Raw genomic sequence first — 20,949 nt, forward strand, 5'->3', positions numbered from 1 at the left:
AGGACCCATGACGCTCAACAAGTTCAACCTTCCCGACGTCGGCGAAGGGCTGACGGAGGCCGAAATAGTCGCCTGGAAGGTCAAGGCCGGCGATACCGTGGCCGTCAACGACGTCCTGTGCGAGATCGAGACGGCCAAATCCCTGGTGGAACTGCCCTCACCGTTCGCCGGGACCGTCACGGAACTGCTGGTGCCCGAGGGAGTCACGGTGGATGTCGGCACGCCGATCATCAGCGTGAGCGACGCCGCCGACGCCCCGGCACCGGCCGCCGCGGCGCCCGCCGCCGTTACACCTGCCCCGGCGCCTGTGGCCCAGGAGCAGGCTGCCGCCGCGCCGCCCATGTATGGCAAGCTTCCGGCTGATACGTCCGACGCCGGCGAAGCTGCCGGGCGCCCGGCCGGCGGGCCGCTGGTGGGCTCCGGTCCCAAGGCCGACGCCGTCAAGCGCCGGCAGCGGACTTCCGCCCCTGCGGCGGCCGGCCACGAAGCCCCGGCCGCTGCGGCCGCCGCCCACGAAGCCCCGGCCGCTGCGGCCGCCGCCCACGAAGCCCCGGCCGCCCCGGTGGCCGAGCGGCTGGGCGTGGAGGCCCACGACGTCTGGATCAACCCGGACGCTGCCAGCCGCCCTGCCGACGCGGCCACAGGCCCCGCCGGCTCCGTTGACGCGCGCCCCACCTTCGGCGGTGCCATCAGCGGCCTGGTCGGCAAGGTGCTGGCCAAGCCGCCGGTCCGCAAGATCGCCCGGGACCTCGGGATCAACCTGGCCGACGTCGTGCCCACCGGCGCCCGCGGTGAAGTGACCCGTGAGGACCTGGTGAGCTACCAGGCCCAGCGTGACGCCGAGGTGGACAAGGCGGACTCGTTCTGGGGCAAGTCCGGCCGCCCGCAGGACCAGCGCATCGAGCGGATCCCGGTCAAGGGCGTCCGCAAAGCCACCGCAAAGGCCATGGTCGAATCCGCGTTTGCCGCGCCGCATGTCAGCATCTTTGTCGACGTCGACGCCAGCCGCACCATGGAATTCGTCAAGCGCCTCAAGGCCTCCCGCGACTTCGAAGGCATCAAGGTCTCCCCGCTGCTGATCCTGGCCAAGGCGGTCATTTGGGCCGCGGCGCGAAACCCGAGTGTCAACGCAACGTGGGTGGACAACCCGGACGGCAGCGATTCCGCGGAGATCCACGTCAAGCACTTCATGAACCTGGGCATCGCCGCGGCCACGCCCCGCGGGCTGATGGTGCCGAACATCAAGAACGCCCAGGACCTCTCGCTCAAGCAGCTGGCCCTGGCCCTGAACGAGCTCGCCACCACGGCGCGGGCCGGCAAGACCCAGCCTGCCCAGATGCGCGGCGGCACGCTCACCGTGACCAACATCGGCGCCCTCGGGATCGACACCGGAACGCCGATCATCAACCCGGGCGAGGTCGCGATTGTGGCGTTCGGCACCATCAAGCAAAAGCCCTGGGTCCTGGACGGCGAAGTCATTCCGCGCTGGATCACCACCCTCGGCGGCTCCTTCGACCACCGCGTGGTGGACGGCGACCTTTCGGCCCGCTTCATGGCCGACGTCGCCGCCATCCTGGAAGAGCCGGCCCTGCTGCTGGACTAGCCGGCGAAACCGGCCACGAAACCGCAGAACCCCGCCGTTGAACCTTCAGCGGCGGGGTTTCTCAGTATTGGGTTACTCAGTGTTGGGGTTTTCAGTGGCGGGCAGCCTGGCCGGGGCGCTCAGTTTCCCGAGTATGCGGTGAGGATCTGGACCATCGCGGGATCGCCGCTCATGCCGGCGAGGGCGGCCGAGGCGGCAAACATCAGGCCCGCGAGCCCGGCGCAGCACGCGCTGATTCCCGTCAGGAACTTCCAGTCCTCCCGGAACACGCTGCGCAGGGTGTCTGGCATGCGCAGTCCCGGGGCAATCAGGTTCGGTGCGCTGTCCGTCGATCCGTCGTCCAGGAATGCGACAACGCGACCGGCACCGCGGTCCACGCGCATGGCGTTGATGTGGTTGCCGTGCCGGGCCAGCAGGATGTCGTGGCCAACCAGCTGGCGGCGCTGAAGAGTGATCATGGGGCTCCCTTGGTAGGTGGGTTCTCGGACGTCCGCACCATCGCAGGGCACCTCCCATTTTACTGAGCCGGTCCGCGCCGGGCGGCCCGTTGGGCGGTGAGGCTGCCCACGACAGGGGGTGATCCTCATCAAGTCCGGACACGGCCACGACCGGACACAGCCAAGTCCGCGCCCTCCTGTCCCGCGGCTGCGCCCGGCACTAGAGTGGCACCAGCCGCCGACAGCCCGGGCGGAAGCGGATCAAAGGAGATGTTGCGTGTTTTCAAGCCCGTACCCCGACGTCGATGTTCCCAACCTCGGCATTTACGACTACCTCTTCGGCGACCTGGCAGAGGAGGACCTGGACCGGGTCGCCGTCGTCGATGGCGCCAGCGGTGCGGAGACCACCTACCGGGCGCTGCGCGGGCAGATCGACGCCCTCGCCGGTGCCGTCGCCGCCCGGGGCCTGGGAGTGCACGGCGTGGCCGCCATCCTGTGCCCCAACGTCCCCGCCTTTGCCACCGTCTTCCACGGCCTGCTCCGGGCAGGCGCGACGGTCACCACCATCAACGCCCTGTACACGGCGGACGAGATCGCCACCCAGCTCACCGACGCCGGCGCGGACTGGCTCTTCACCGTATCAGCGCTGCTGCCGGCCGCCCGGGAGGCCGCCGAAAGGACCGGAATCCCTGCCTCACGGCTCGTGGTGCTCGACGGCGCCGACGGCCACCCCTCGCTGGCCGACTTGCTCGCCATGGGCGCACCGGCACCCCGCGTATCGTTCGATCCCGCCACGCATGTGGCCGTGCTGCCCTACTCCTCCGGCACCACCGGCCGGCCCAAAGGAGTCATGCTCAGCCACCGCAACCTGGTCGCGAACGTGGAACAGTCCAGGGGGCTGCTCGACGTCGGCCCCGAAGACCGGGTTCTGGCGCTGCTCCCGTTTTTCCACATCTACGGGCTGACCGTGCTGCTGAACCTCGCGCTGCGCCAACGGGCGAGGCTTGTGACCATGCCCCGGTTCGACCTGCCCGAGTTCCTGCGGATCATCCAGGACCACCGGTGCAGCTACCTGTTCATCGCACCTCCCGTGGCCGTGGCGCTGTCCAAGCACCCGCTCGTTGCCGAGTACGACCTCGGCTCGGTCCACACCACCCTTTCCGGCGCGGCGCCGCTGGACGGCGAACTCGGCACGCGACTGGCGGAACGCCTCGGCTGCCGGGTCCTGCAGGGCTACGGCATGACCGAGATGAGCCCGGTATCGCACCTCATTCCGCACGAAGTCCACGATGGACTCAGTGTCCCCGTCAGTTCCGTGGGGTACACGGTGCCGAACATGCAGTGCCGCCTCGTGGACCCGGCCACGGGGGAGGAGATCCCAGTTCCCGCGGAAGGAACCAGCGCGCCGGGGCACCTGTTGTGCCGCGGGCCGAACGTGATGCTCGGCTACCTCAACCGGCCGCAGGACACCGCGGACACGCTGGACGCGGACGGCTTCCTGCGCACCGGGGACATCGCCACGGTGCGGGCGGACGGGGTGGTGACGGTCGTGGACCGGCTCAAGGAACTGATCAAGTACAACGGCTACCAGATCGCCCCGGCGGAACTGGAGGCGCTGCTCCTCACCCACCCCGGCATCGCCGACTCCGCGGTGGTCGGCACCCTCGACGCCGACGGCCAGGAAGTGCCCAAGGCGTTCGTGGTCCGCCAGCCGGGCGCGGACGGAGAGGCCTTGGACGTGGCGGGCGTCATGGACTTCGTGGCGGCCCAGGTGGCGCCGTTCAAGAAAATCCGACAGGTCGAGTTCATCGAGGCCGTGCCGAAATCCGCCTCAGGAAAAATCCTGCGACGGATGCTTGGCTCCGCAGGCCCAGACACAGGCCAAGCCGCTGTGCCGGCGGCGGCACCGGAGAAGCAGTAGCACCTCAGTCGGCGTCGGTCTTGGCGATGTAGACGTCACAGGGGGCGTTGTGGGCCACGCTGTTCGCAACGCTCCCCAGGACCCGGCCGATTCCGCTCATGCGCCGGTTGCCGACCACGATCATCCGGGCGCCGGTCCGTTCGGCTTCCCGGATCAGGGCCTCGGCGGGCTTGCCCCGGGCGGCGGCATGAGTGACGTTGGTGTCCGGACGGCGCAGGCCGTCCGCGACCGTCCGTGCAACCTTCTCCGCGTTGCCGGCGTCGGAAACGATCCACTCGTCACTGCCGCTGCCGAAGACCTGGGTCTTGTCGCTGTCAAAGGCGCTGACCACATGAAGTGTCGCCCCCATGGAAACTGCGAGGTCGCGCGCCGTGTGCGCGGCCCGCAGGGCAGTTTCACTGCCGTCGACGCCGACAACGATAATTCCGGTCATGGACTGCTCCTCTTTCAACGGGTAATGCTGTTCAGTGTGCCTTGGACGATCAACTGGCCCGAGCGTGCCCCGGTCGAGGCCCCGCAGCGGATCCTGCCGGTGTTCACGCTACAGGGCGGCCAGGGCTTCCCGCAGGACCGGCGCGAGCCGCCGCACACCCTCGCGGATCGATTCGGGCGGCACCGCGCTGAACGCCAGCCGGATCTTGTTCGACGGGTCGTCCGAGTTCGTAAAGGCCGCGCCCGGAATGAAGACGACGCCGGCGTCGATTGCCTTCCTCAGCAGCGGGTAAGTGTCCACGCCGTCGGGCAGCGTGACCCACACGAAGAAGCCGCCCTCGGGGCGCGTCCAGGTCAGCCCCTCCGGCATGTATTCGGCCAGGGCGGCCAGCATTGCCTCGCAGCGTTCCTGGTACAGCCCACGGTACGTCTCGATCTGGCCGCGCCAGTCGTAGTCGCGCAAATAGGCCGACACCAGCATCTGGTTCAGCGTCGGCGGGCACAGGGTGACGGCCTCCGACGCCAGGTAATACCGGCGCTGCAGGTGGGCCGGGACCAGGGCCCAGCCGATCCGCAGCCCCGGGGCGAAGATCTTGGAAAAGGACCCCATGTAGATGACGTCATCCGGGTTGTCCGCCCGCAGGGGTGTGAGCGGCTTGCCGTCGAAGCGCAGCAGGCCGTAGGGGTTGTCCTCCAGCACCAGAATATTCGCACGACGGCATATGTCCACCACGGTTTGCCGGCGTTCCGCGGACAGGGTGATGCCGGACGGGTTGTTGAAGCTGGGGATGGTGTAGAGGAACTTGACGTTCTTGCCCGCGGTCTGGAGGGCGGCGATCTTTGCCTCCAGCAGATCAGGGACGATGCCGTCACCGTCCATCGGCACCGTTTCGACCTCCACCTGATAGGCCTCGAAGGTGTTGAGGGCCCCGACGTAGGTGGGGTCCTCCACGAGGACCACGTCGCCCGGATTGCAGAAGACCTTGGTGGCCACATCCTGCGCGGACTGCGAGCCGGCCGTGATGACGATGTTCGCGGGGTCGGCGTCCAGGATCCCCTCGGCAGCCATGACCTCGCAGATCTGGATGCGGAGCTCTTCAGTGCCCTGGCCGCCGCCGTACTGCAGGGCGGTCATCCCCTGCTCGGCGATGATCTTCGCGGCGGTCTGGCCCAGGCGTTCCAGCGGCAGGGACTGCAGGTAGGGGCTGCCGCCGGCGAGGGAAACGAGGCCGGGGCGCATTGAGATGTCGAAGACATCCCGGACTGCCGACTGCTTGATATTTGCTGCGCGCTCCGAGAACAGGATCTCGTGGCGGTGGGCGGACGTAGCCGCACGTTCGATTGCGTCAATGGCCTCGGCCGGAAGTACTGCTGCGGCGGCATCAAGTGTTTCGTGGGTCACAAACCCAAGGATACTACCCGTGTTGTCTTCGGGGAAACGATTGTTTCCAGAGAATGCCCAGGCTGAAATCTGCCGGGGCTACTCCGGGCGGCCCAAGGCCCCCGGCAGCCGTGTGCTGCCGGGGGCCTTGGGAGGTATCTGGAACTGAGTGGGGGACGGTGGCTTAGGCGGCTTCCGCGGCGGGAGCCTCGGCCAGCGCGTCGAACACGCCCTTGATCTGCTCGACAACTTCGGCGTCGTCCTTGGGGTGGACCTCGGCGAAGCGGACCATCGAGCCCGGGACTGCCAGCTTGACGTTCTCGAGGACCTGGGCGCCGGCGATGCCGACGGCCTTGCGGGCCTCGTCCTGGGCCCATACGCCGCCGAACTGGCCAAAGGCGGTTCCGACAACCGCGGTGGGCTTGCCGGACAGGGCGCCGGCGCCGAAGGGGCGGGACAGCCAGTCGATGGCGTTCTTCAGCGATGCCGGAACGGTGCCGTTATGCTCCGGCGTGACCAGCAGGATGGTGTCGGCCTCGTTGGCGGCGGCCCGCAGGGCGGCGGCGGCCGCGGGCACCTGGCCTTCGACGTCGATGTCCTCGTTGTAGAAGGGGATGTTGCCCAGGCTCTCGTGAATGACCACGTCCACCTGCTCCGGGGCGTTCAGCGCGATGGCCTCGGCCAGCTGCAGGTTGGTGGAGCCGGCGCGAAGGCTGCCGACGAGAGTGAGGATGGTCTTCTTGGACATGTGTACTCCTGTGCATCACGCCGCCGGGGTGATTCCGGCGGCTGGTGGATCGTGAGGCTTTGGTGGCCTTCACCCATGCTAAACGGACTGCGGTCCGGTTATATTCCGGGGCGCTAGAATCAGCGGTGTGAGCCTCATCCCGATCCGTCCCGGTGCCCAGTCCGGGGGAGGGCGCCCCGCCGCGCCCGCCGCAGAATCAGCGCGCAGCGACGCGATGCGCAACAGGGAGCTGCTGCTCTGCGCCGCCCGTGAAATCGTTGAGGAATCCAGCGTCGCCGCCCTCACGATGGACCGGCTGGCGCAGCGCGCCGGAGTCGGAAAAGGGACGGTCTTCCGGCGGTTCGGCAGCCGTGCCGGGCTGATGATGGCGCTCCTCAGCGACGCCGAGGCCGAATTCCAGGGCCGGTTCATGTTCGGTCCGCCCCCGGTAGGTCCCGGCGCGCCGCCCCTGGAGCGGCTGATCGCCGTGGGCGCCGCCCGCATTGACTGGATCCTGGAATTCGGGGAGCTGGCGCGGGCCGCCGACGCCTCGGTCTATAACAGGTTCGATGTCCCGCCGGCCGTCCTCTGGCGCCGCCATCTCGAGATGTTGCTGCGCGAAGCCGGCGTGACGGCGGACCCGTGGGTCATGGCGTCGGCCCTCGGGGCGTCGCTGGAGCCGGAGCTGTTGCTCCATTCCGTCGGCGTGCACGGGATTGCACCGGAGCGCCTCGCGGACACCTGGCGGGAGCTTGTCACGCGCGTGGTGTGCGGATCTTAGCGGCGCAGCCGATTCCGTGGCCCAAATCCATTCCACGGAGTTATTCATAACGATCTGTAGCGAGGGCGCCGTGTCGCGGCCCGTGGGAGCCCGGCGGAGCCCGGCTGATGTGATAGCTTCCTCTGGAATGTGACCCGCAACATAGCCCACAAGGGCTCAGCCGCAAGGCATGCGGGCGGCCGGAAACCAGCTGGCCCATACTCCCGAACCGGCCGCGGAACCCGCTGCCGGAGGGGGACGACGGAAGGATCGACGTTGTGAATATTCTTGCCCCGGGGACAGGCAGGCCCGCCCGTGCGGCCGCAGCTTTGACGCCCGGATCTGCTCAGGCAACGGCGATCCAGAACTAGCCGCTCCATGCTTCGATATCTCGCCAAACGTGCGCTCACGTATGTCTTCATGATCTTCCTGACCACCAGTGCCGGCTATCTCCTGGCTGTGAGCACGCTGCAACCGGCGTTGCTGGAGCAGGAGCGGATTCCGCGGCCCACGCCCGAGCAGGTGGTCAATTCCTTCCGGCTCAAGGGGCTCGATCCCACGCTCAACCCGTGGGAGCGCTACGTCGACTGGCTCACCGCCATTCTCACCCGCTGGGACTGGGGCCGGAGCCCTAATGGCGCCTTCATCAACGCCGAGTTCGGCGACCGGGTCTGGATCTCAACCCGGCTCTTCCTGGCCTCGATCATCCTGACCCTCGTGATCGGCGTCGCACTCGGCGTCTTCACGGCGGCCCGCCAGTACAAGGCCTCGGACCGGGCCATCACCTCGTACAGCTACCTCATGTACATCGTCCCCGCACCGATCGCCTACTTCCTGGTGCAGCTGGGCGCCATCAACATCAACGAGTCGGTCGGGGAGCGGGTTTTCTTTGTCACCGGCATCTCCACCCCGGGCCTCGACGGCGACGGCTGGGCCCAGTTCGTCGACATGCTCGCCCACTACGCCGTGCCCACGTTCGCCATCACGATTGTGGGCTGGGGCGCGTACCAGATCGCCCAGCGCCAGTATCTGCTGGACAACGTCAACGCCGACTTCGTCAGGACGGCGCGGGCCAAGGGCCTGACCCGCAACCAGGCCATCAGCCGGCACGCCCTGCGGGTGTCCTTCATCCCCGTGGCGCAGAGCATTGCGTTCACCATCCCGGCCATTTTCGCCGGCGGCTTCTTCGCCGAGAAAATCTTCGCCTGGCACGGCGTCGGGTCCTGGTCCATCGACTCGATCGCCCTGCAGGACGTCAACGCGGCCACCGCGACCCTCGCCTACGGCTCCGTCATCTTCGCGGTCGGAGCGATCCTCGCCGACTTCGCCACCACGCTCGTGGACCCGAGAGTGCGGGTGCAGTAATAATGACCAACCTCAACACGATTGACCCGGCCGCCGTCCTCGACGAAGGAAAGTTCGGCGGCGACGAGGTCGTGATCGGCAAGTCGCGGATCATCCTGCGGCGCTTCCTGCGCAACCGGACAGCCGTCGCCGGCCTGGCCATCTTCCTGGCCCTGACCCTCTTCTCCTTCATCGGCGGCTTCTTCGGCAGCTGGGACAAGGAGACCATCGACCCCTTCAACATCGGCATGCCGCCCTCCGCGGAGCACCTGCTGGGCACCTCCCAGGCGGGGATCGACCTCTACGCCCTGACCGTCGAGGGCACCAGGGTCTCCATCCTGATCGGCGTCGTCGTCGGCCTCGTCTCGGTGCTGATCGCCGCCGTCTACGGCTGCACCATGGCGTTCTTCGGCCGCAAGGTGGACAAGGTCATGCTGTTCATCCTCGAAGCCCTAATCATGATGCCGGCCCTGCTGGTAGTCGCGGTGGCCACGAGCGGCGGTGCCAACGGCCTGAAGAATACCGTCCCGAGCTGGCTGCTGCTGATCATCGTGCTGCTGGTCTTCAGCTGGATGGGGACCGCGCGCCTCATCAGGTCCCTGTCGCTCTCACTCATGCAGCGTGACTTCGTCAAAGCCTCCCAATACATGGGCATCCCGGCGCGCCGGATCGTCTGGCGCCACCTGGTGCCGAACATCGGCTCCCTGCTGGTCCTGGAAGTCACCCGGGGCGTCACGGGCGCCATCCTCGCCGAGGTCGCGTTCTCCTTCATCGGCATCGGCATCAAGGTCCCCGACGTGAGCCTGGGTGTCCTGATCGGCCAGTCGACCTCCCAGGTTTCCACCTTTCCGTGGATGTTCTGGGCCCCCCTGATCGTGATGTTCCTGCTGACCGGCTCGCTCGCCATGATGAACGACGGCCTCCGGGACGCGTTCGACCCCAGCTCCAGCTCCGTTGGCCGCACGAAGCGGAATAGCGCCACTGGCAAGGCCACCGGCCAGAAACAGTCTGGCAAAACACAGAAGAAGATCACATGACCAGCGACACCACCGCACGGGAGACCGCCGAGTGCCTCCACGCCGCCGGGCTGCACGCGCCCACCAGCGCGGTCCTCTCCGTCCGGGACCTCAACGTCCGCTTCAACACGGAAAACGGCGTGGTGCATGCGGTCCGCGGCGTCGACTTCGACGTGATGCCCGGCAAGACGCTGGGCATCGTGGGCGAGTCCGGCTCCGGCAAATCGGTCACGTCCATGGCGATCATGGGACTGCTGCCCCCGACGGCGGAAATCACTGGTTCCGTCCGGCTGCAGGGCAAGGAGCTCCTGGGCCTCAGCGACAAGGCCATGTGCCGCCACCGCGGCAGCGACCTCGCCATGGTGTTCCAGGACCCGCTCTCTTCCCTGACCCCGGTCTACACGGTCGGCACCCAGATCATCGAGGCCCTGACTGTCCACAACCCGACCATGAGCAAGCAGGCCAAGGAGGCCCGCGCCGTCGAACTCCTGGGGCTGGTCGGCATCCCCAGCCCGAAGGACCGGCTCAAGGCCTTCCCGCACGAGTTCTCTGGCGGCATGCGCCAGCGCGTCATGATCGCCATCGCGATCGCCAACAACCCGCGGGTTCTGATCGCCGATGAGCCGACGACGGCGCTGGACGTCACCATCCAGGCGCAGGTCCTCGAGGTGCTCCACGCCGCCCAGGAGGAGACCGGCGCCGCCGTCGTCATGATCACGCACGACCTCGGCGTGGTCGCGGGCATGGCGGACGACATCATGGTGATGTACGCGGGCAGGCCGGTGGAGACCGGCAGCGTCGACGACATCTACTACAGCCCGCGGATGCCCTACACGATGGGCCTGCTCGGTGCGGTCCCGCGCGTGGACGTCGCGGAAAAATCGTCGCTGGTGCCGATCGACGGCATCCCCCCGAACCTCACCCAGCCGCCCACGGGCTGTTCGTTCGCGCCGCGGTGCCCGCTGGCCGGCGAGGCCTGCCTTGACGGCGAACCGGACCTTCGGGCGGTGGCGCCCGGCGCCAGGCACAGCGCCGCGTGCATCAAGAGCGAGGCCCTCGCCGACGTCGATGTCCACACGGTTTTCGCCGTCCCGGCCGTGCCGGTATCCCGCTTTGACAGCCTTCCCCGGCACGAACGCAAGACTGTCCTGGAACTCCGCGACGTCAGGAAGCACTTTCCCCTGATGAAGGGCGCCCTGATCAAGCGCAGGATCGGCACGGTCAAGGCCGTGGACGGGCTGAGCTTCGATATCCGCGAGGGGGAATGCTTCTCGATCGTGGGGGAGTCGGGCTGCGGAAAGACCACCACCCTGCTGGAAATCATGGAATTCCACAAGGACCAGGACGGCGAGGTGGTGATTGGCGGGCTGAGCAACAAGCAGGCCGCGGACGCCCGGGCCAAGAGCGCCATGCGCAAGGAACTGCAGATGGTGTTCCAGGATCCCACCGGGGCACTGGATCCGCGCTTCACCGTCTACGAGGTCCTGGCCGAGCCGATGGAAAACCTGGGCATGCCCAAGGCCGCCATCCGGAAGCGGATCATGGAGCTCATGGAGCTGGTGGGCCTGCAGGCGGACCACGTCAACCGGTTCCCCAACCAGTTCTCCGGCGGCCAGCGGCAGCGCATCGGCATTGCCCGCGCCCTCGCGGTGAACCCGCGGCTGGTGGTCCTGGACGAGCCCGTCTCCGCCCTCGACGTATCGGTGCAGGCCGGCGTCATCAACCTCCTGGACAAGCTCCGTGCCGAACTCGGCCTCAGCTACCTCATGGTGGCCCATGACCTCTCCGTGGTCCGGCACATCTCCAACCGCGTTGCCGTCATGTATCTGGGCAAAATCGTGGAGATCGGCGACGTCGACGCCGTCTTCGACAACCCCCGCCACCCCTATACCCGTGCCCTGCTCTCCGCGATCCCGGTACCGGATCCGGAGCTGGAGCGCACCCGCGAGCGGATCATCCTCCAGGGCGACCTGCCCTCGCCGCTGGAAGCGCCGGCAGGCTGCAACTTCGCCACCCGCTGTCCCGTCTTCGCGGCCCTGCCGCCGGCCAGGCAGGAGAAGTGCCTGACCCTGGAGCCGGCCCTCGAAGCGTCCGCCACCGACCAGCAGTTCGCCTGCTTCTACCCGGACGGCGAACTGGACGCGGACATGCTGGTTGTCCACGAAAACCACTGAATCACCGGACCCGCACACCACCCGAGAACCCACGCATCACACTCGCATGAAAAAATGAAGGGGATCACATGAAAAATCGGACCAGGATCGGCGGGCTCACCGCCGTCGTGGCGGCCCTCGCGCTGACCGCTTGCGGCAGCGGTGGCGCCTCAACCACCGCCCAGAGCGCCAAGGCACAGGATGCCTCCGGCGACCTGAGCAAGCTGGTCAGCGTCAACGCCAAGAAGGCCACCGAGCTGCAGCAGGGCGGTACCGTAACGCTGCCCCTGGGCAACATCGGACCGGACTTCAACGGCTTCTCCAACGCGGGCAACTCAGCGGACAACACTGAACTGCACTACCCGATCGACGAGGCCGGCTACGTGGGCTGCTGGAAGCTGGACTTTGACGGCACGGCCAACCTCAACAAGAACTTCTGCGAAGACTTCAAGAGCGAGATCAAAGACGGCAAGCAGACCATCACCATCAAGATCAACCCGAAGGCCGCCTACAACGACGGCACCCCGATCAACGCCGCCACGTTCGAGAACACGTGGAAGATGCAAAATGGCCAGAACAAGGACATCGACATCGTCACGTCCGGGGCCTACGAGTTCATCGACTCCGTCAAGGCCGGAAGCAGCGACAAGGAAGTCGTTGTCACCACCACGCAGCCGGTGTACCCGCTCAGTGACATGTTCGGCGGATTCATCCCGCAGACCGTGAACACTCCCGAAATCTTCAACACCGGCTTCACCGGCGAGCTGCACCCCGAGTGGATGGCGGGCCCGTTCAAGGTCGACAAGTTCGACTCCGCCGCGAAGACTGTCTCCCTCGTGCCGAATGACAAGTGGTGGGGCGAGAAGCCGGTCCTGGACAAGGTGATCTTCCGCCAGCTGGAGGCCAGCGCCGAGATCGCCGCCTTCAAGAACGGCGAGATCGACATGGCCGACGGCCGCACGCTGACGAAGTACAAGCAGCTCGAAGGCACCAAGAACTCCGAGGTCCGCCGCGGTCAGCGCCTCTTCGCCGGCGGCCTGAACCTCAACGCCCTCAAGGCCCCGCTCACTGACGTGGCAGTCCGCAAGGCAATCTTCACCGCCGTGGACCGTCCCGCCATCCGCGCCGTCCGCTTTGGCGGACTGAACTGGGAAGAGAACAGCTCGGGCTCGATGATGCTGATGCCGTTCTCGAAGTACTACCAGGACAACTACCCGGTCAAGGAAACCGGCGCCGACGCGGCCAAGAAGGTCCTGACCGAGGCCGGCTACAAGGCCAACGCCAAGGGCATCATGGAAAAGGACGGCGTCCCGGCGTCGTTCAAGATCACCAACTTCGGTGACGACCCCACCGGCCTCGCCACCGTGCAGACGCTGCAGAAGCAGCTCCAGGCGGCCGGCATGGACGTTGGCATCGACCAGCGCGGCGACGCCGACTTCGGCAAGGTGGTTGGCAGCCGCGACTTCCAGCTCACCATCAGCGGCTACACGGTAGGCGCCGACGCCACCTCCGGCGTGAAGCAGTTCTACGATTCCAAGACCAACGAGAACGAACTCGGCGACGCCGAACTGGACAAGGCCATCAAGGACCTCGCGTCCATCCAGGATGATGCCCAGCGCAACAAAGCCGCCATGGACGTCGAGAAGAAGCACATGGAGAAGTACTTCTCGATGGGCGTCATCATGAACGGCCCGCAGATCTACTTCGCCCGCACCGGCCTGGCCAACTACGGTGCAGGCCTGTTCCAGACCCCGGACTGGAGCGTCGTCGGCTGGCAGAAGAGCTAGTTCTGGCAAGCACGCACTAACAAGCAGCACGGCCGAGGCCGGTGCCCCCGGAACCATCCGGGCGGCGCCGGCCTCGGTCGATTAAGCCCTGCCGGACCGGCGCCCCGGTGCATGCCCAGCCGGTAGCCTTGGCACCATGAGCAACGATTCAACCCGGCCCATCCGCACCGCCGTCGCCGGCTTCGGCCTTTCGGGCAGCGTCTTCCACGCCCCGTTCATCGCCGCCAACCCGGCCTATTCGCTCGATGCCATTGCCACCTCCGACGCCGGCAGGAAGTCTGCCGCCGCACACAGCTATCCGGCCGCGAGGATCGCCGACACCCCGGCCGATATCCTGGAGCTCGCCGGCGAACTGGACCTGCTGGTGCTCGGCACGCCGCCCGCCACCCACTACCCTCTCGCAAAGGCGGCGCTGGAAGCCGGACTCGACGTCGTCGTCGACAAGCCCTTCGTTGTCAGCAGCGCCGAGGGACGCGAGCTCATCGACCTGGCCGGGCGGCTGGGCCGGGTGCTCACGGTGTTCCAGAACCGGCGCTGGGACGGGGACTTCCTCACCGTGAAAGCCCTCATGGACACCGGAGCCTTCGGCGCCGTGAGCCGCTTTGAGTCCCGCTTCGAGCGGTGGTCGCCCGACGTCCCCAAAGCCTGGAAGGCGGCCGCAACGGCTGACGACGGCGGCGGGGTGCTGTTTGACCTCGGCACCCACCTGCTGGACCAGGCCGTGCAGCTTTTTGGGCCGGCCACGGTCACGCACGCGGAACTGGCGGCCCGGCGGCCCGGAGCCAAGGCCGACGACGACGTCTTCGTGGTCCTGCGGCACACCTCCGGGGTCACGAGCCACCTGTGGATGAACATGCTGTGCGCCCAGCAGGGTCCGCGCTACCGCATCCTGGGCAGCGAGGGCGGCTTCACCAAGCACGGCGTGGACCCGCAGGAGCCGTACATCCTGGCCGGCGGAAGCCCGCTGGATGCCGACTACGGCGTGGAAGATCCGGACTGGGCCGGGCTGCTGGGACGCGACGGGCACCTGGACCGGCTGCCCACCGAACGCGGCGCCTACCCGGAGTTCTACCGGATCCTGGCCGCCAAGATCGCCGACGGCGGCGCCGGCTCGGCGCTGCCCGTCCCCGTCGACCCCGCGGGCCCGCTCCAGGTGCTGCAGCTGATCGAGCAGGCCCGGTCCCTGGCTTAAACAGCCATCGACTGCTCCGTAACTGCCGTTCTGGGGGTCCAAAAGGGCGGTTTGGGCCCACGCCGGCAGGGTTCCCTGGCCGAGCTTGCGAGGCGAGGGGGCCGGTGGGGAGGAGCAGCCGATGAAGTGCTGGCTACGCGGAGATGTGTTGGTTACGCGGTGCTGGCTACGCGGAGACCAGTTCGTGCCAGTCGGCGACGAGGGGCAGGTTGTGCGCCTCGGAGACCGAGCGGTGGGCAACCTTGCCGCCGGCGATGTTCAGGCCGGCGGCCAGGGCGGCGTCGCGCTCAAACGCGGCCTTGACGCCCAGGTTTGCCAGTGAGACGGCGTAACGCAGGGTGACGTTGGTCAGCGCGTACGTCGAGGTGTTCGGAACGGCGCCGGGCATGTTGGCGACGCAGTAGAAGATCGTGTTGTGGACCTTGTACGTCGGTTCCTGGTGCGTGGTGGGGTGCGTGTCCTCGAAGCAGCCGCCCTGGTCCACGGCGATGTCCACCAGTACGGAGCCGGGCTTCATCCGGGACACGAGCTCGTTGGTGACGAGCTTCGGTGCCTTGGCGCCGGGGATCAGGACCGAACCGATCACGAGGTCCGCGTCGACCACGGACTTCTCGATCTCGTACTTGTTCGACGCGACCGTCTTCAGGCGGCCCTGGTACTGGGCGTCCAGTTCGCGCAGGCGGTTGATGTTGATGTCCAGGATGGTGACGTCGGCGCCCAGGCCCAGGGCCATGGCGGCGGCGTTGGTGCCGGCAACACCGGCGCCGAGGACAACGACCTTGGCCGGACGGACGCCCGGTACGCCGCCGAGCAGCACGCCCTTGCCGCCGGCCGGGGCCATCAGGGACGTCGCGCCGACCTGCACGGACAGCCGGCCGGCAACCTCGGACATCGGGGCCAGCAGCGGCAGGGACCTGCCCTCCTGGACGGTCTCGTAGGCGATGGCGGTGACGCCGGAGTTGATCAGGGCCTGGGTCAGTTCCGGTTCGGCGGCCAGGTGCAGGTAGGTGAAGAGGATCAGGCCCTTGCGGAAGCGGTGGTATTCGGCCTTGACCGGTTCCTTGACCTTCAGCACCATGTCGGCGCGGCCCCAGACGTCGTCGGCTTCGGCGACGATCTCGGCACCGGCGATCGCGTATTCCTCATCCGTGATGCCGGAGCCCAGGCCCGCGCCGCGCTCGACGAGGACCTCGTGGCCGTGGGTCCGGAATTCGTGGACGCCGGCCGCCGTGATGGCGACGCGGAACTCGTTGTTCTTGATCTCTTTGGGTACGCCGATGATCATTTTTTAGCTCCAGTAGGTGGTGGCCTCGTGGGCCTGGATGAGAGGGGGATTCGTACTTCCAGAATAAATCCCGCTGTGAGGCACGCGACAGGCACCGCCGCCGGGCATTGGGCGCCTGCCGCGTCATTCCGGGGTTTTCCAAAACCGGCGATAGACATTTGTCGAGGGAGCGGACGTCAGGTGTCGGCTCGTGTCCGTCCCGGATGTATTCGCAGTGCGGCGGGCGGGGGCAGTAGTCTGGCAGGATGCAACAGCAGGACGTGGAGCAGCTCGTGGAGCAGGTGGCGCAGCGGCTGGGCCGCGGCCTCTCCCTCGAGGACCTCGACGGTCTGCTCCTCGCCTACAGCTCCAACCAATCCCATGCGGACCGGGTCCGGGTGAACTTCCTGCTCAGCAAGCGGGTCCCCGTGGACGTTATCGCGTGGCAGCTCTCCCACGGGATCGCGACGGCGGTCCGGCCGGTCGTCGTGCCGGCCAACGCGGACCTCGGCATGCTCGGGCGCGTGTGCGTGCCGCTGCTGGTGCGGGGCTTCCGGGTGGGGTATCTGTGGGTCCAGCTCGACGCCGGGGAGCCCAGCGCCGCGACCGTCCTCGCCCAGCTGCCGGACGTGGCGCCGGAGCTGGAGCAGCTGTCCTCCCTGCTGCTGGATTCCAACACGGCGGAGTCCGAATTCCGGCGCCGGCGCGAGCAGGAGTTCCTGGCTGCGTGCGCCGGGGAGGCCAACGCGGCGGCGGCCGTTGCAGGCTGGAAAGAGGTCCAGGGCAAGGGGCCCTGGCAGCTGGTGACCGTCCTGGACGCGGATGGCTGGGCCGGGGGCTCGGATCCCATCGCCGACACGCTCATTCACCGCTCCGCGGCGCTGCAGGCGACCATCGGGGTGGACGCCGCACTGTTCAGCGCCGGCACGGAGACCCACGCGGTGGTGCTCTTCAAGGAATCCACGGGACGCGCCGACCACGCCCAGGTGCTGGTCCACTACCAACTCGAACTCGCCAAACGCTCCGGGCGCACGGTCCGGCGGATCATCCTGGGCACTTCCGAGGGATTCGCCAAGCCGCGGGAACTGGCCGAGGCCTACCGGCAGTCACGGCAGGCGGCCCAGGCCGCGGCGGTGGATCCCCAGCTGGGCGAGCTCGTCGACTGCCGGGCCACCGGCGTCTACCAGCTCCTGGCCTCGGCCGGCGGCGGCGCGGGGGCCTGGGCAGACGCGGGTTCCGTATATTTCCGTCTCCTCGAGGACCATGACCGCAACCACGAGCTGCTGCCCGTGCTGGAGCTGTTCTACGACAACGACGGCTCGGTCCAGGAGGTTGCGGCCAAGCTGCACCTGCACCGGAGCAGCATCTACAACCGGCTTGGCCGGATCCGCCAACTGCTGGGCGTGGACCCGTTGAAGGGAATGGTGCGGCTGGAACTGCATGCCGGGCTCAAGGCGCGGCGCTGGGCCGGCCGGCCCAGAATCTAACGGCGCGCTTAGCCGTCGCGCTTGGACGGGTCGGCGTCGAGGGCCGGCTTCGCATCCAGGCCGGCGTCCTGGCCAAGGTCCTGGCCGGCGCCGGAGTTGCCGGCAGCGCTCCGACGGCGGGAAATCCGGCTGTCCACCCAGAGCGACACCGCTACGAAAGCAACGCCGCTGGCCAAATACGTGGCGGTGTTGTTCAGGCCCATCGCGGTTCCGAAGATGCCAGCGAGCAGCATGGCGGCGATCCCTGCCACGATGTGCCACCCTCTGAATTTACCCACATTCCAAGCTTAACCCGCGGGATATCAGTGCCTCCGCGCCGGACAGGGATCGTTGCTTGATCCTTATCACTGCTTCATGAAGCACCGGCAGCCTCGTCATCCTGGCCGGCCGGCGTCCCGGCGCCGGCACCATTCTTCTTCTGCGTTTCGAGCCACGCCATGATGTCGGCCAGCCGGATCCGGCGGTGCGTTCCGCGGTATTCCACCGGGATCTCGCCGCGGTCGGTCATGTTCCGCAGATACGTGTGCGAGATCCCCGCAAGCTCCGCGGCCCGGGACGTCGTCAGCATTTCCTCGACGCTGCTGACCGTCACGGCCTCGCCGCGGCTGAAACGGCCCAGCAGATCGACGACGGCGTCCCGCGCCGCGGGCGGCAGCCGGTGGACGGTGCCGTCCACGAACACCGTGATGTCGTGGCTGCCGTCGAGGGCGTACCTGAGCTTCTGCGCATCATCGGCCGGGAGGCCGGCCGTCACCCGGGGGGCTATCAGTGCCATGAGTGCATCCTAGCGGCAGCCACTACAGCCCAAGGTCCTCCAGGACCGGCAGTTTTGCCCGTACCCAGGCCCGGGCCTCGGTAGCGCTCGGCGCGGACAAGGCCAGCTTGGCCAGCTCCCGCGCTTCGGCCAGGGTCACGGTCTTCAGCACGGCGGCGACGGCCGCGATGGAACGCGCCGTCATGGACAGCGTGGTGACACCCAGCCCCGTGAGGACGACGGCGAGGGCAGGGTCCGCCGCGGCCTCGCCGCACACGCCCACCGGCTTGTTGTGGCCCTCGGCCGCGGAACCTTCCACGGTCAGGCCCACGAGCCGCAGTACGGCCGGCTGCCAGGGGGTGTTCAGGGCGGCCAGCGGGCCGAGCTGGCGGTCGGCTGCCATGGCGTACTGGGTGAGGTCATTGGTGCCCAGGCTGGCGAAGCCGACCTCGCGGAGGATGGCCTCGGCCGTCAGCGCCGCCGACGGGACCTCCACCATGACGCCGGGCGTCTTGATCCCTGCCGCAGTGCACAGCGAGGCAAAGCGTGCCGCTTCCTCAGCGGTGGAAATCATGGGGGCCATCACCCAGACGTCGGCCTCGGATGCTTTCTCCGCCAGGGCAATGGCCTGCAGCTGGCGCTCCAGGACCCCCGGCGTGGTGAAATCGGTCCGGTAGCCGCGGACGCCCAGGGCGGGGTTGGGCTCGGTGGCGTCGGTCAGGAACGGCAGCGGCTTGTCCGCGCCGGCGTCGAGCGTGCGGAGCACCACTTTCTTGCCCGGGAAGGCGTCGAAGACGCCTTGGTAGGCGGCGGCCTGTTCCTCGACGGTCGGTTCGGTGTCCCGCTCCAGGAAGCAGAACTCGGTCCGGAACAGTCCCACGCCCTGGGCGTTCAGGCCTGCCGCGGCCACGGCGTCCTTGGCGCCGCCGACGTTGGCCAGGAGCGGCACGAGGTGGCCGTCCGCTGTCGTGCCAGTCCCGTCGAAGGCGGCGAGCAGCGAGGCGGTGGCGGCCCAGTGGGCTGCGGCCGCGCGCTGGGACTCGTCGGGGTTCGCGGTGATGAGGCCGGCCGCGCCGTCCACGTATACCTCGGTGCCGTCGGCGAGCTCGTCGACTCCGGCCGCGGCGACCACGGCGGGCAGGCCCAGCGAGCGGGCAATGATCGCGGTGTGGGACTGCGGACCGCCGCCGGCGGTGACCAGGGCCAGGATCTTCTCCGGATCCAGGGTGGCGGTATCGGCCGGGGCCAGGTCCTCGGCGACGAGGATGAACGGGGTGGGGGACACGGGAATGCCCGGCGCGGGGACTCCGCGCAGTTCCGCCACGATCCGGGAGCGGACATCCAGGACGTCCGTGGCGCGCTCGGCCATGTAGCCGCCCAGGTTGTGCAGCATTTCCGAAACCGAGGCGCCGGCTTCCCAGATTGCCCGCTGCCCGGAGGTGCCACGGCCGATCAGTTTGGCGGCGGATTTGAGCAGCATGGTGTCAGTGGCCATGAGGGCCGTGGCCTCGAGGACGGCCTTGCCGTCGCCCGAGACGGTCTCGGAGCGGGCCTTCAGTTCGTCGTGGACGGATTTCGCCGCGGCCTTCAGCGCCGCCGTCGCGTCCTCCGCCGTGACGCCGGCGGGAAGCTGCTCTCCGGCGGGCGGTTCGCTGATCGGTTTGGGCATCTGCCGGACGGTTCCGATGATGCGGCCGGGGCTAACGCCTACTCCTGGGAAGTTCTGCACTGAAGGTCCTCATTTTCTGTCGTAGGTCAGTGGCCACTAAGCCGGTAAACCAGGTGCCGCAGCGACCCTGCTGATCATTTGCGCCTGCGGCTGACGGCTACGGCAGCGGGCGGGTCACGGCACCTGAAAAAATTGTATGTGATGCAGTTCATATAGCGTTGCTATAGGTGCTAGGGTAGCGGTTATGAGTATCAATGGCCAGCTACCACCCAAAGCCCGGCTGCTGCGTGCGGCCGCCGAGCTGCTGGCCAACTCCGGCGGATCCGCAGTCTCGACCCGCCAGATCACGCAGCTGGCCGGTGTTACGGCACCGACCCTCTACCACCACTTTGGTGACAAGGAAGGGCTGTTCGACGCCGTCGTCGCAGCAGGTTTCGACGAATATGTCGCGGGCGAACGGGACTTCGCGCCCTCTGGCCAACCTCTGGAGGACATCCGGAGGATGTGGGACAACCATGTCCAGTTCGGGCTGAAGCAGCCGGAACTGTACCTCGTCATGTTCGGAAATATCCGTCCTGAGAACCGTCCGGCCATCGTCGCCGATGCCGAGGCCCTCATGGAGGAAATGCTGAACAAGGCGGCTGTCTCCGGCCAGCTCAACGTACCGCCCAAGGAGGCGGCCAGGTCCATCCTGGCGGCCAATGTGGGCATGACCCTCATGCTGATCGCGGAAAAGGTGCCGGAGCGGAACCTCGAGCTCTCCGCCATGACCCGCGACGCCATGATCTTTGCGGTTTCCACCGAGCAGGCCCGGGACAACGGTTCTGTCGACAGCGGAAAGTCCTCAGTGGTTGTGGCGGCCATCGCATTGAACGCAGCACTCCAGGCGTCCCACTCGGACCAGCTCTCCAGCTCGGAACTCAAGCTCTTCCTCGAATGGCTCCACCGGATCTCCAACAGCTCCACCAGCTAGCTCGGCGAAATTATCGGACCATCCTGCAATGCAGCGGGAACGACGGTTA

The 20,949-nt window shown here is 67.6% G+C and carries 18 protein-coding genes; 10 read left to right on the forward strand and 8 right to left on the reverse strand.

Features of this window, described 5'->3' with window-relative positions:
* The first annotated feature begins 7 nt into the window (after positions 1-7).
* On the forward strand, positions 8-1,603 hold the full coding sequence (locus B5X90_RS16965) for a dihydrolipoamide acetyltransferase family protein (RefSeq protein ID WP_079555120.1): 1,596 nt from the start codon (positions 8-10) through the stop codon (positions 1,601-1,603).
* 119 nt (positions 1,604-1,722) lie between these two features.
* Here B5X90_RS16965 and B5X90_RS16970 read toward each other — a convergent pair whose 3' ends face one another.
* Complete coding sequence (locus tag B5X90_RS16970; protein ID WP_079555122.1) at positions 1,723-2,061, reverse strand: hypothetical protein; 339 nt, start codon at positions 2,059-2,061, stop codon at positions 1,723-1,725.
* A 256-nt stretch (positions 2,062-2,317) separates the two neighbouring features.
* On the opposite strand from B5X90_RS16970, the gene B5X90_RS16975 reads away from it, so the two are divergent.
* Positions 2,318-3,961 (forward strand): AMP-binding protein, encoded by a 1,644-nt coding sequence (locus B5X90_RS16975; protein WP_079555124.1) that lies wholly within the window; start codon positions 2,318-2,320, stop codon positions 3,959-3,961.
* Positions 3,962-3,965: 4 nt separating this feature from the next.
* Here the strand turns inward: B5X90_RS16975 and B5X90_RS16980 are convergent, their stop codons facing one another.
* From B5X90_RS16980 to B5X90_RS16990, 3 genes are all read right to left on the reverse strand, one after another.
* Positions 3,966-4,394 carry a universal stress protein gene (locus tag B5X90_RS16980; protein ID WP_018775395.1) on the reverse strand — a complete coding sequence of 143 codons (429 nt, stop codon included), beginning with the start codon at positions 4,392-4,394 and terminating at the stop codon, positions 3,966-3,968.
* Between the two features lie 108 nt (positions 4,395-4,502).
* A complete protein-coding gene (locus B5X90_RS16985) occupies positions 4,503-5,795 on the reverse strand; it encodes an aminotransferase-like domain-containing protein (protein WP_079555126.1) in 1,293 nt (430 codons plus the stop codon).
* 163 nt (positions 5,796-5,958) lie between these two features.
* Positions 5,959-6,522, reverse strand: a complete 564-nt coding sequence (locus B5X90_RS16990; RefSeq protein ID WP_018775397.1) for an NAD(P)H-dependent oxidoreductase — start codon at positions 6,520-6,522, stop codon at positions 5,959-5,961.
* Between the two features lie 127 nt (positions 6,523-6,649).
* On the opposite strand from B5X90_RS16990, the gene B5X90_RS16995 reads away from it, so the two are divergent.
* The 6 genes from B5X90_RS16995 (at position 6,650) to B5X90_RS17020 (ending at position 14,753) form a co-directional block, all read left to right on the forward strand.
* A complete protein-coding gene (locus tag B5X90_RS16995; protein WP_256860299.1) occupies positions 6,650-7,282 on the forward strand; it encodes a TetR/AcrR family transcriptional regulator in 633 nt (210 codons plus the stop codon).
* Between the two features lie 357 nt (positions 7,283-7,639).
* Positions 7,640-8,626: an ABC transporter permease gene (locus tag B5X90_RS17000; protein WP_028277582.1), complete on the forward strand. Its 987-nt coding sequence runs from the start codon at positions 7,640-7,642 to the stop codon at positions 8,624-8,626.
* Between the two features lie 2 nt (positions 8,627-8,628).
* On the forward strand, positions 8,629-9,642 hold the full coding sequence (locus B5X90_RS17005) for an ABC transporter permease (protein ID WP_079555129.1): 1,014 nt from the start codon (positions 8,629-8,631) through the stop codon (positions 9,640-9,642).
* Positions 9,639-11,795, forward strand: a complete 2,157-nt coding sequence (locus B5X90_RS17010; protein ID WP_079555130.1) for a dipeptide ABC transporter ATP-binding protein — start codon at positions 9,639-9,641, stop codon at positions 11,793-11,795. Before B5X90_RS17005 ends, B5X90_RS17010 begins: the two co-directional genes overlap by 4 nt.
* A gap of 68 nt (positions 11,796-11,863) precedes the next feature.
* A complete protein-coding gene (locus B5X90_RS17015; protein WP_079555131.1) occupies positions 11,864-13,561 on the forward strand; it encodes an ABC transporter family substrate-binding protein in 1,698 nt (565 codons plus the stop codon).
* A gap of 136 nt (positions 13,562-13,697) precedes the next feature.
* Complete coding sequence (locus B5X90_RS17020; protein WP_079555132.1) at positions 13,698-14,753, forward strand: Gfo/Idh/MocA family protein; 1,056 nt, start codon at positions 13,698-13,700, stop codon at positions 14,751-14,753.
* A 166-nt stretch (positions 14,754-14,919) separates the two neighbouring features.
* On the opposite strand, the gene ald is transcribed toward B5X90_RS17020, so the two are convergent.
* Complete coding sequence (gene ald, locus B5X90_RS17025) at positions 14,920-16,038, reverse strand: alanine dehydrogenase (RefSeq protein WP_079555133.1); 1,119 nt, start codon at positions 16,036-16,038, stop codon at positions 14,920-14,922.
* A 245-nt stretch (positions 16,039-16,283) separates the two neighbouring features.
* On the opposite strand from ald, the gene B5X90_RS17030 reads away from it, so the two are divergent.
* Positions 16,284-17,504 (forward strand): PucR family transcriptional regulator, encoded by a 1,221-nt coding sequence (locus tag B5X90_RS17030; RefSeq protein ID WP_079555134.1) that lies wholly within the window; start codon positions 16,284-16,286, stop codon positions 17,502-17,504.
* A gap of 8 nt (positions 17,505-17,512) precedes the next feature.
* On the opposite strand, the gene B5X90_RS17035 is transcribed toward B5X90_RS17030, so the two are convergent.
* The 3 genes from B5X90_RS17035 to ptsP form a co-directional block, all read right to left on the reverse strand.
* Positions 17,513-17,782: a hypothetical protein gene (locus B5X90_RS17035; protein WP_079555135.1), complete on the reverse strand. Its 270-nt coding sequence runs from the start codon at positions 17,780-17,782 to the stop codon at positions 17,513-17,515.
* A gap of 74 nt (positions 17,783-17,856) precedes the next feature.
* Positions 17,857-18,279 (reverse strand): helix-turn-helix domain-containing protein, encoded by a 423-nt coding sequence (locus tag B5X90_RS17040; protein WP_079555136.1) that lies wholly within the window; start codon positions 18,277-18,279, stop codon positions 17,857-17,859.
* A 22-nt stretch (positions 18,280-18,301) separates the two neighbouring features.
* Positions 18,302-19,987, reverse strand: a complete 1,686-nt coding sequence (ptsP, locus tag B5X90_RS17045; protein ID WP_079555137.1) for a phosphoenolpyruvate--protein phosphotransferase — start codon at positions 19,985-19,987, stop codon at positions 18,302-18,304.
* A gap of 184 nt (positions 19,988-20,171) precedes the next feature.
* Here ptsP and B5X90_RS17050 point away from each other — a divergent pair, with 184 nt between their 5' ends.
* Positions 20,172-20,900, forward strand: coding sequence for a TetR/AcrR family transcriptional regulator (locus tag B5X90_RS17050; RefSeq protein ID WP_079555138.1), 729 nt, complete (start codon positions 20,172-20,174; stop codon positions 20,898-20,900).
* Positions 20,901-20,949: the final 49 nt, after the last annotated feature.

Origin of the sequence: Arthrobacter sp. 49Tsu3.1M3 (assembly GCF_900168135.1) — a bacterium.
Classification (GTDB): domain Bacteria; phylum Actinomycetota; class Actinomycetes; order Actinomycetales; family Micrococcaceae; genus Arthrobacter.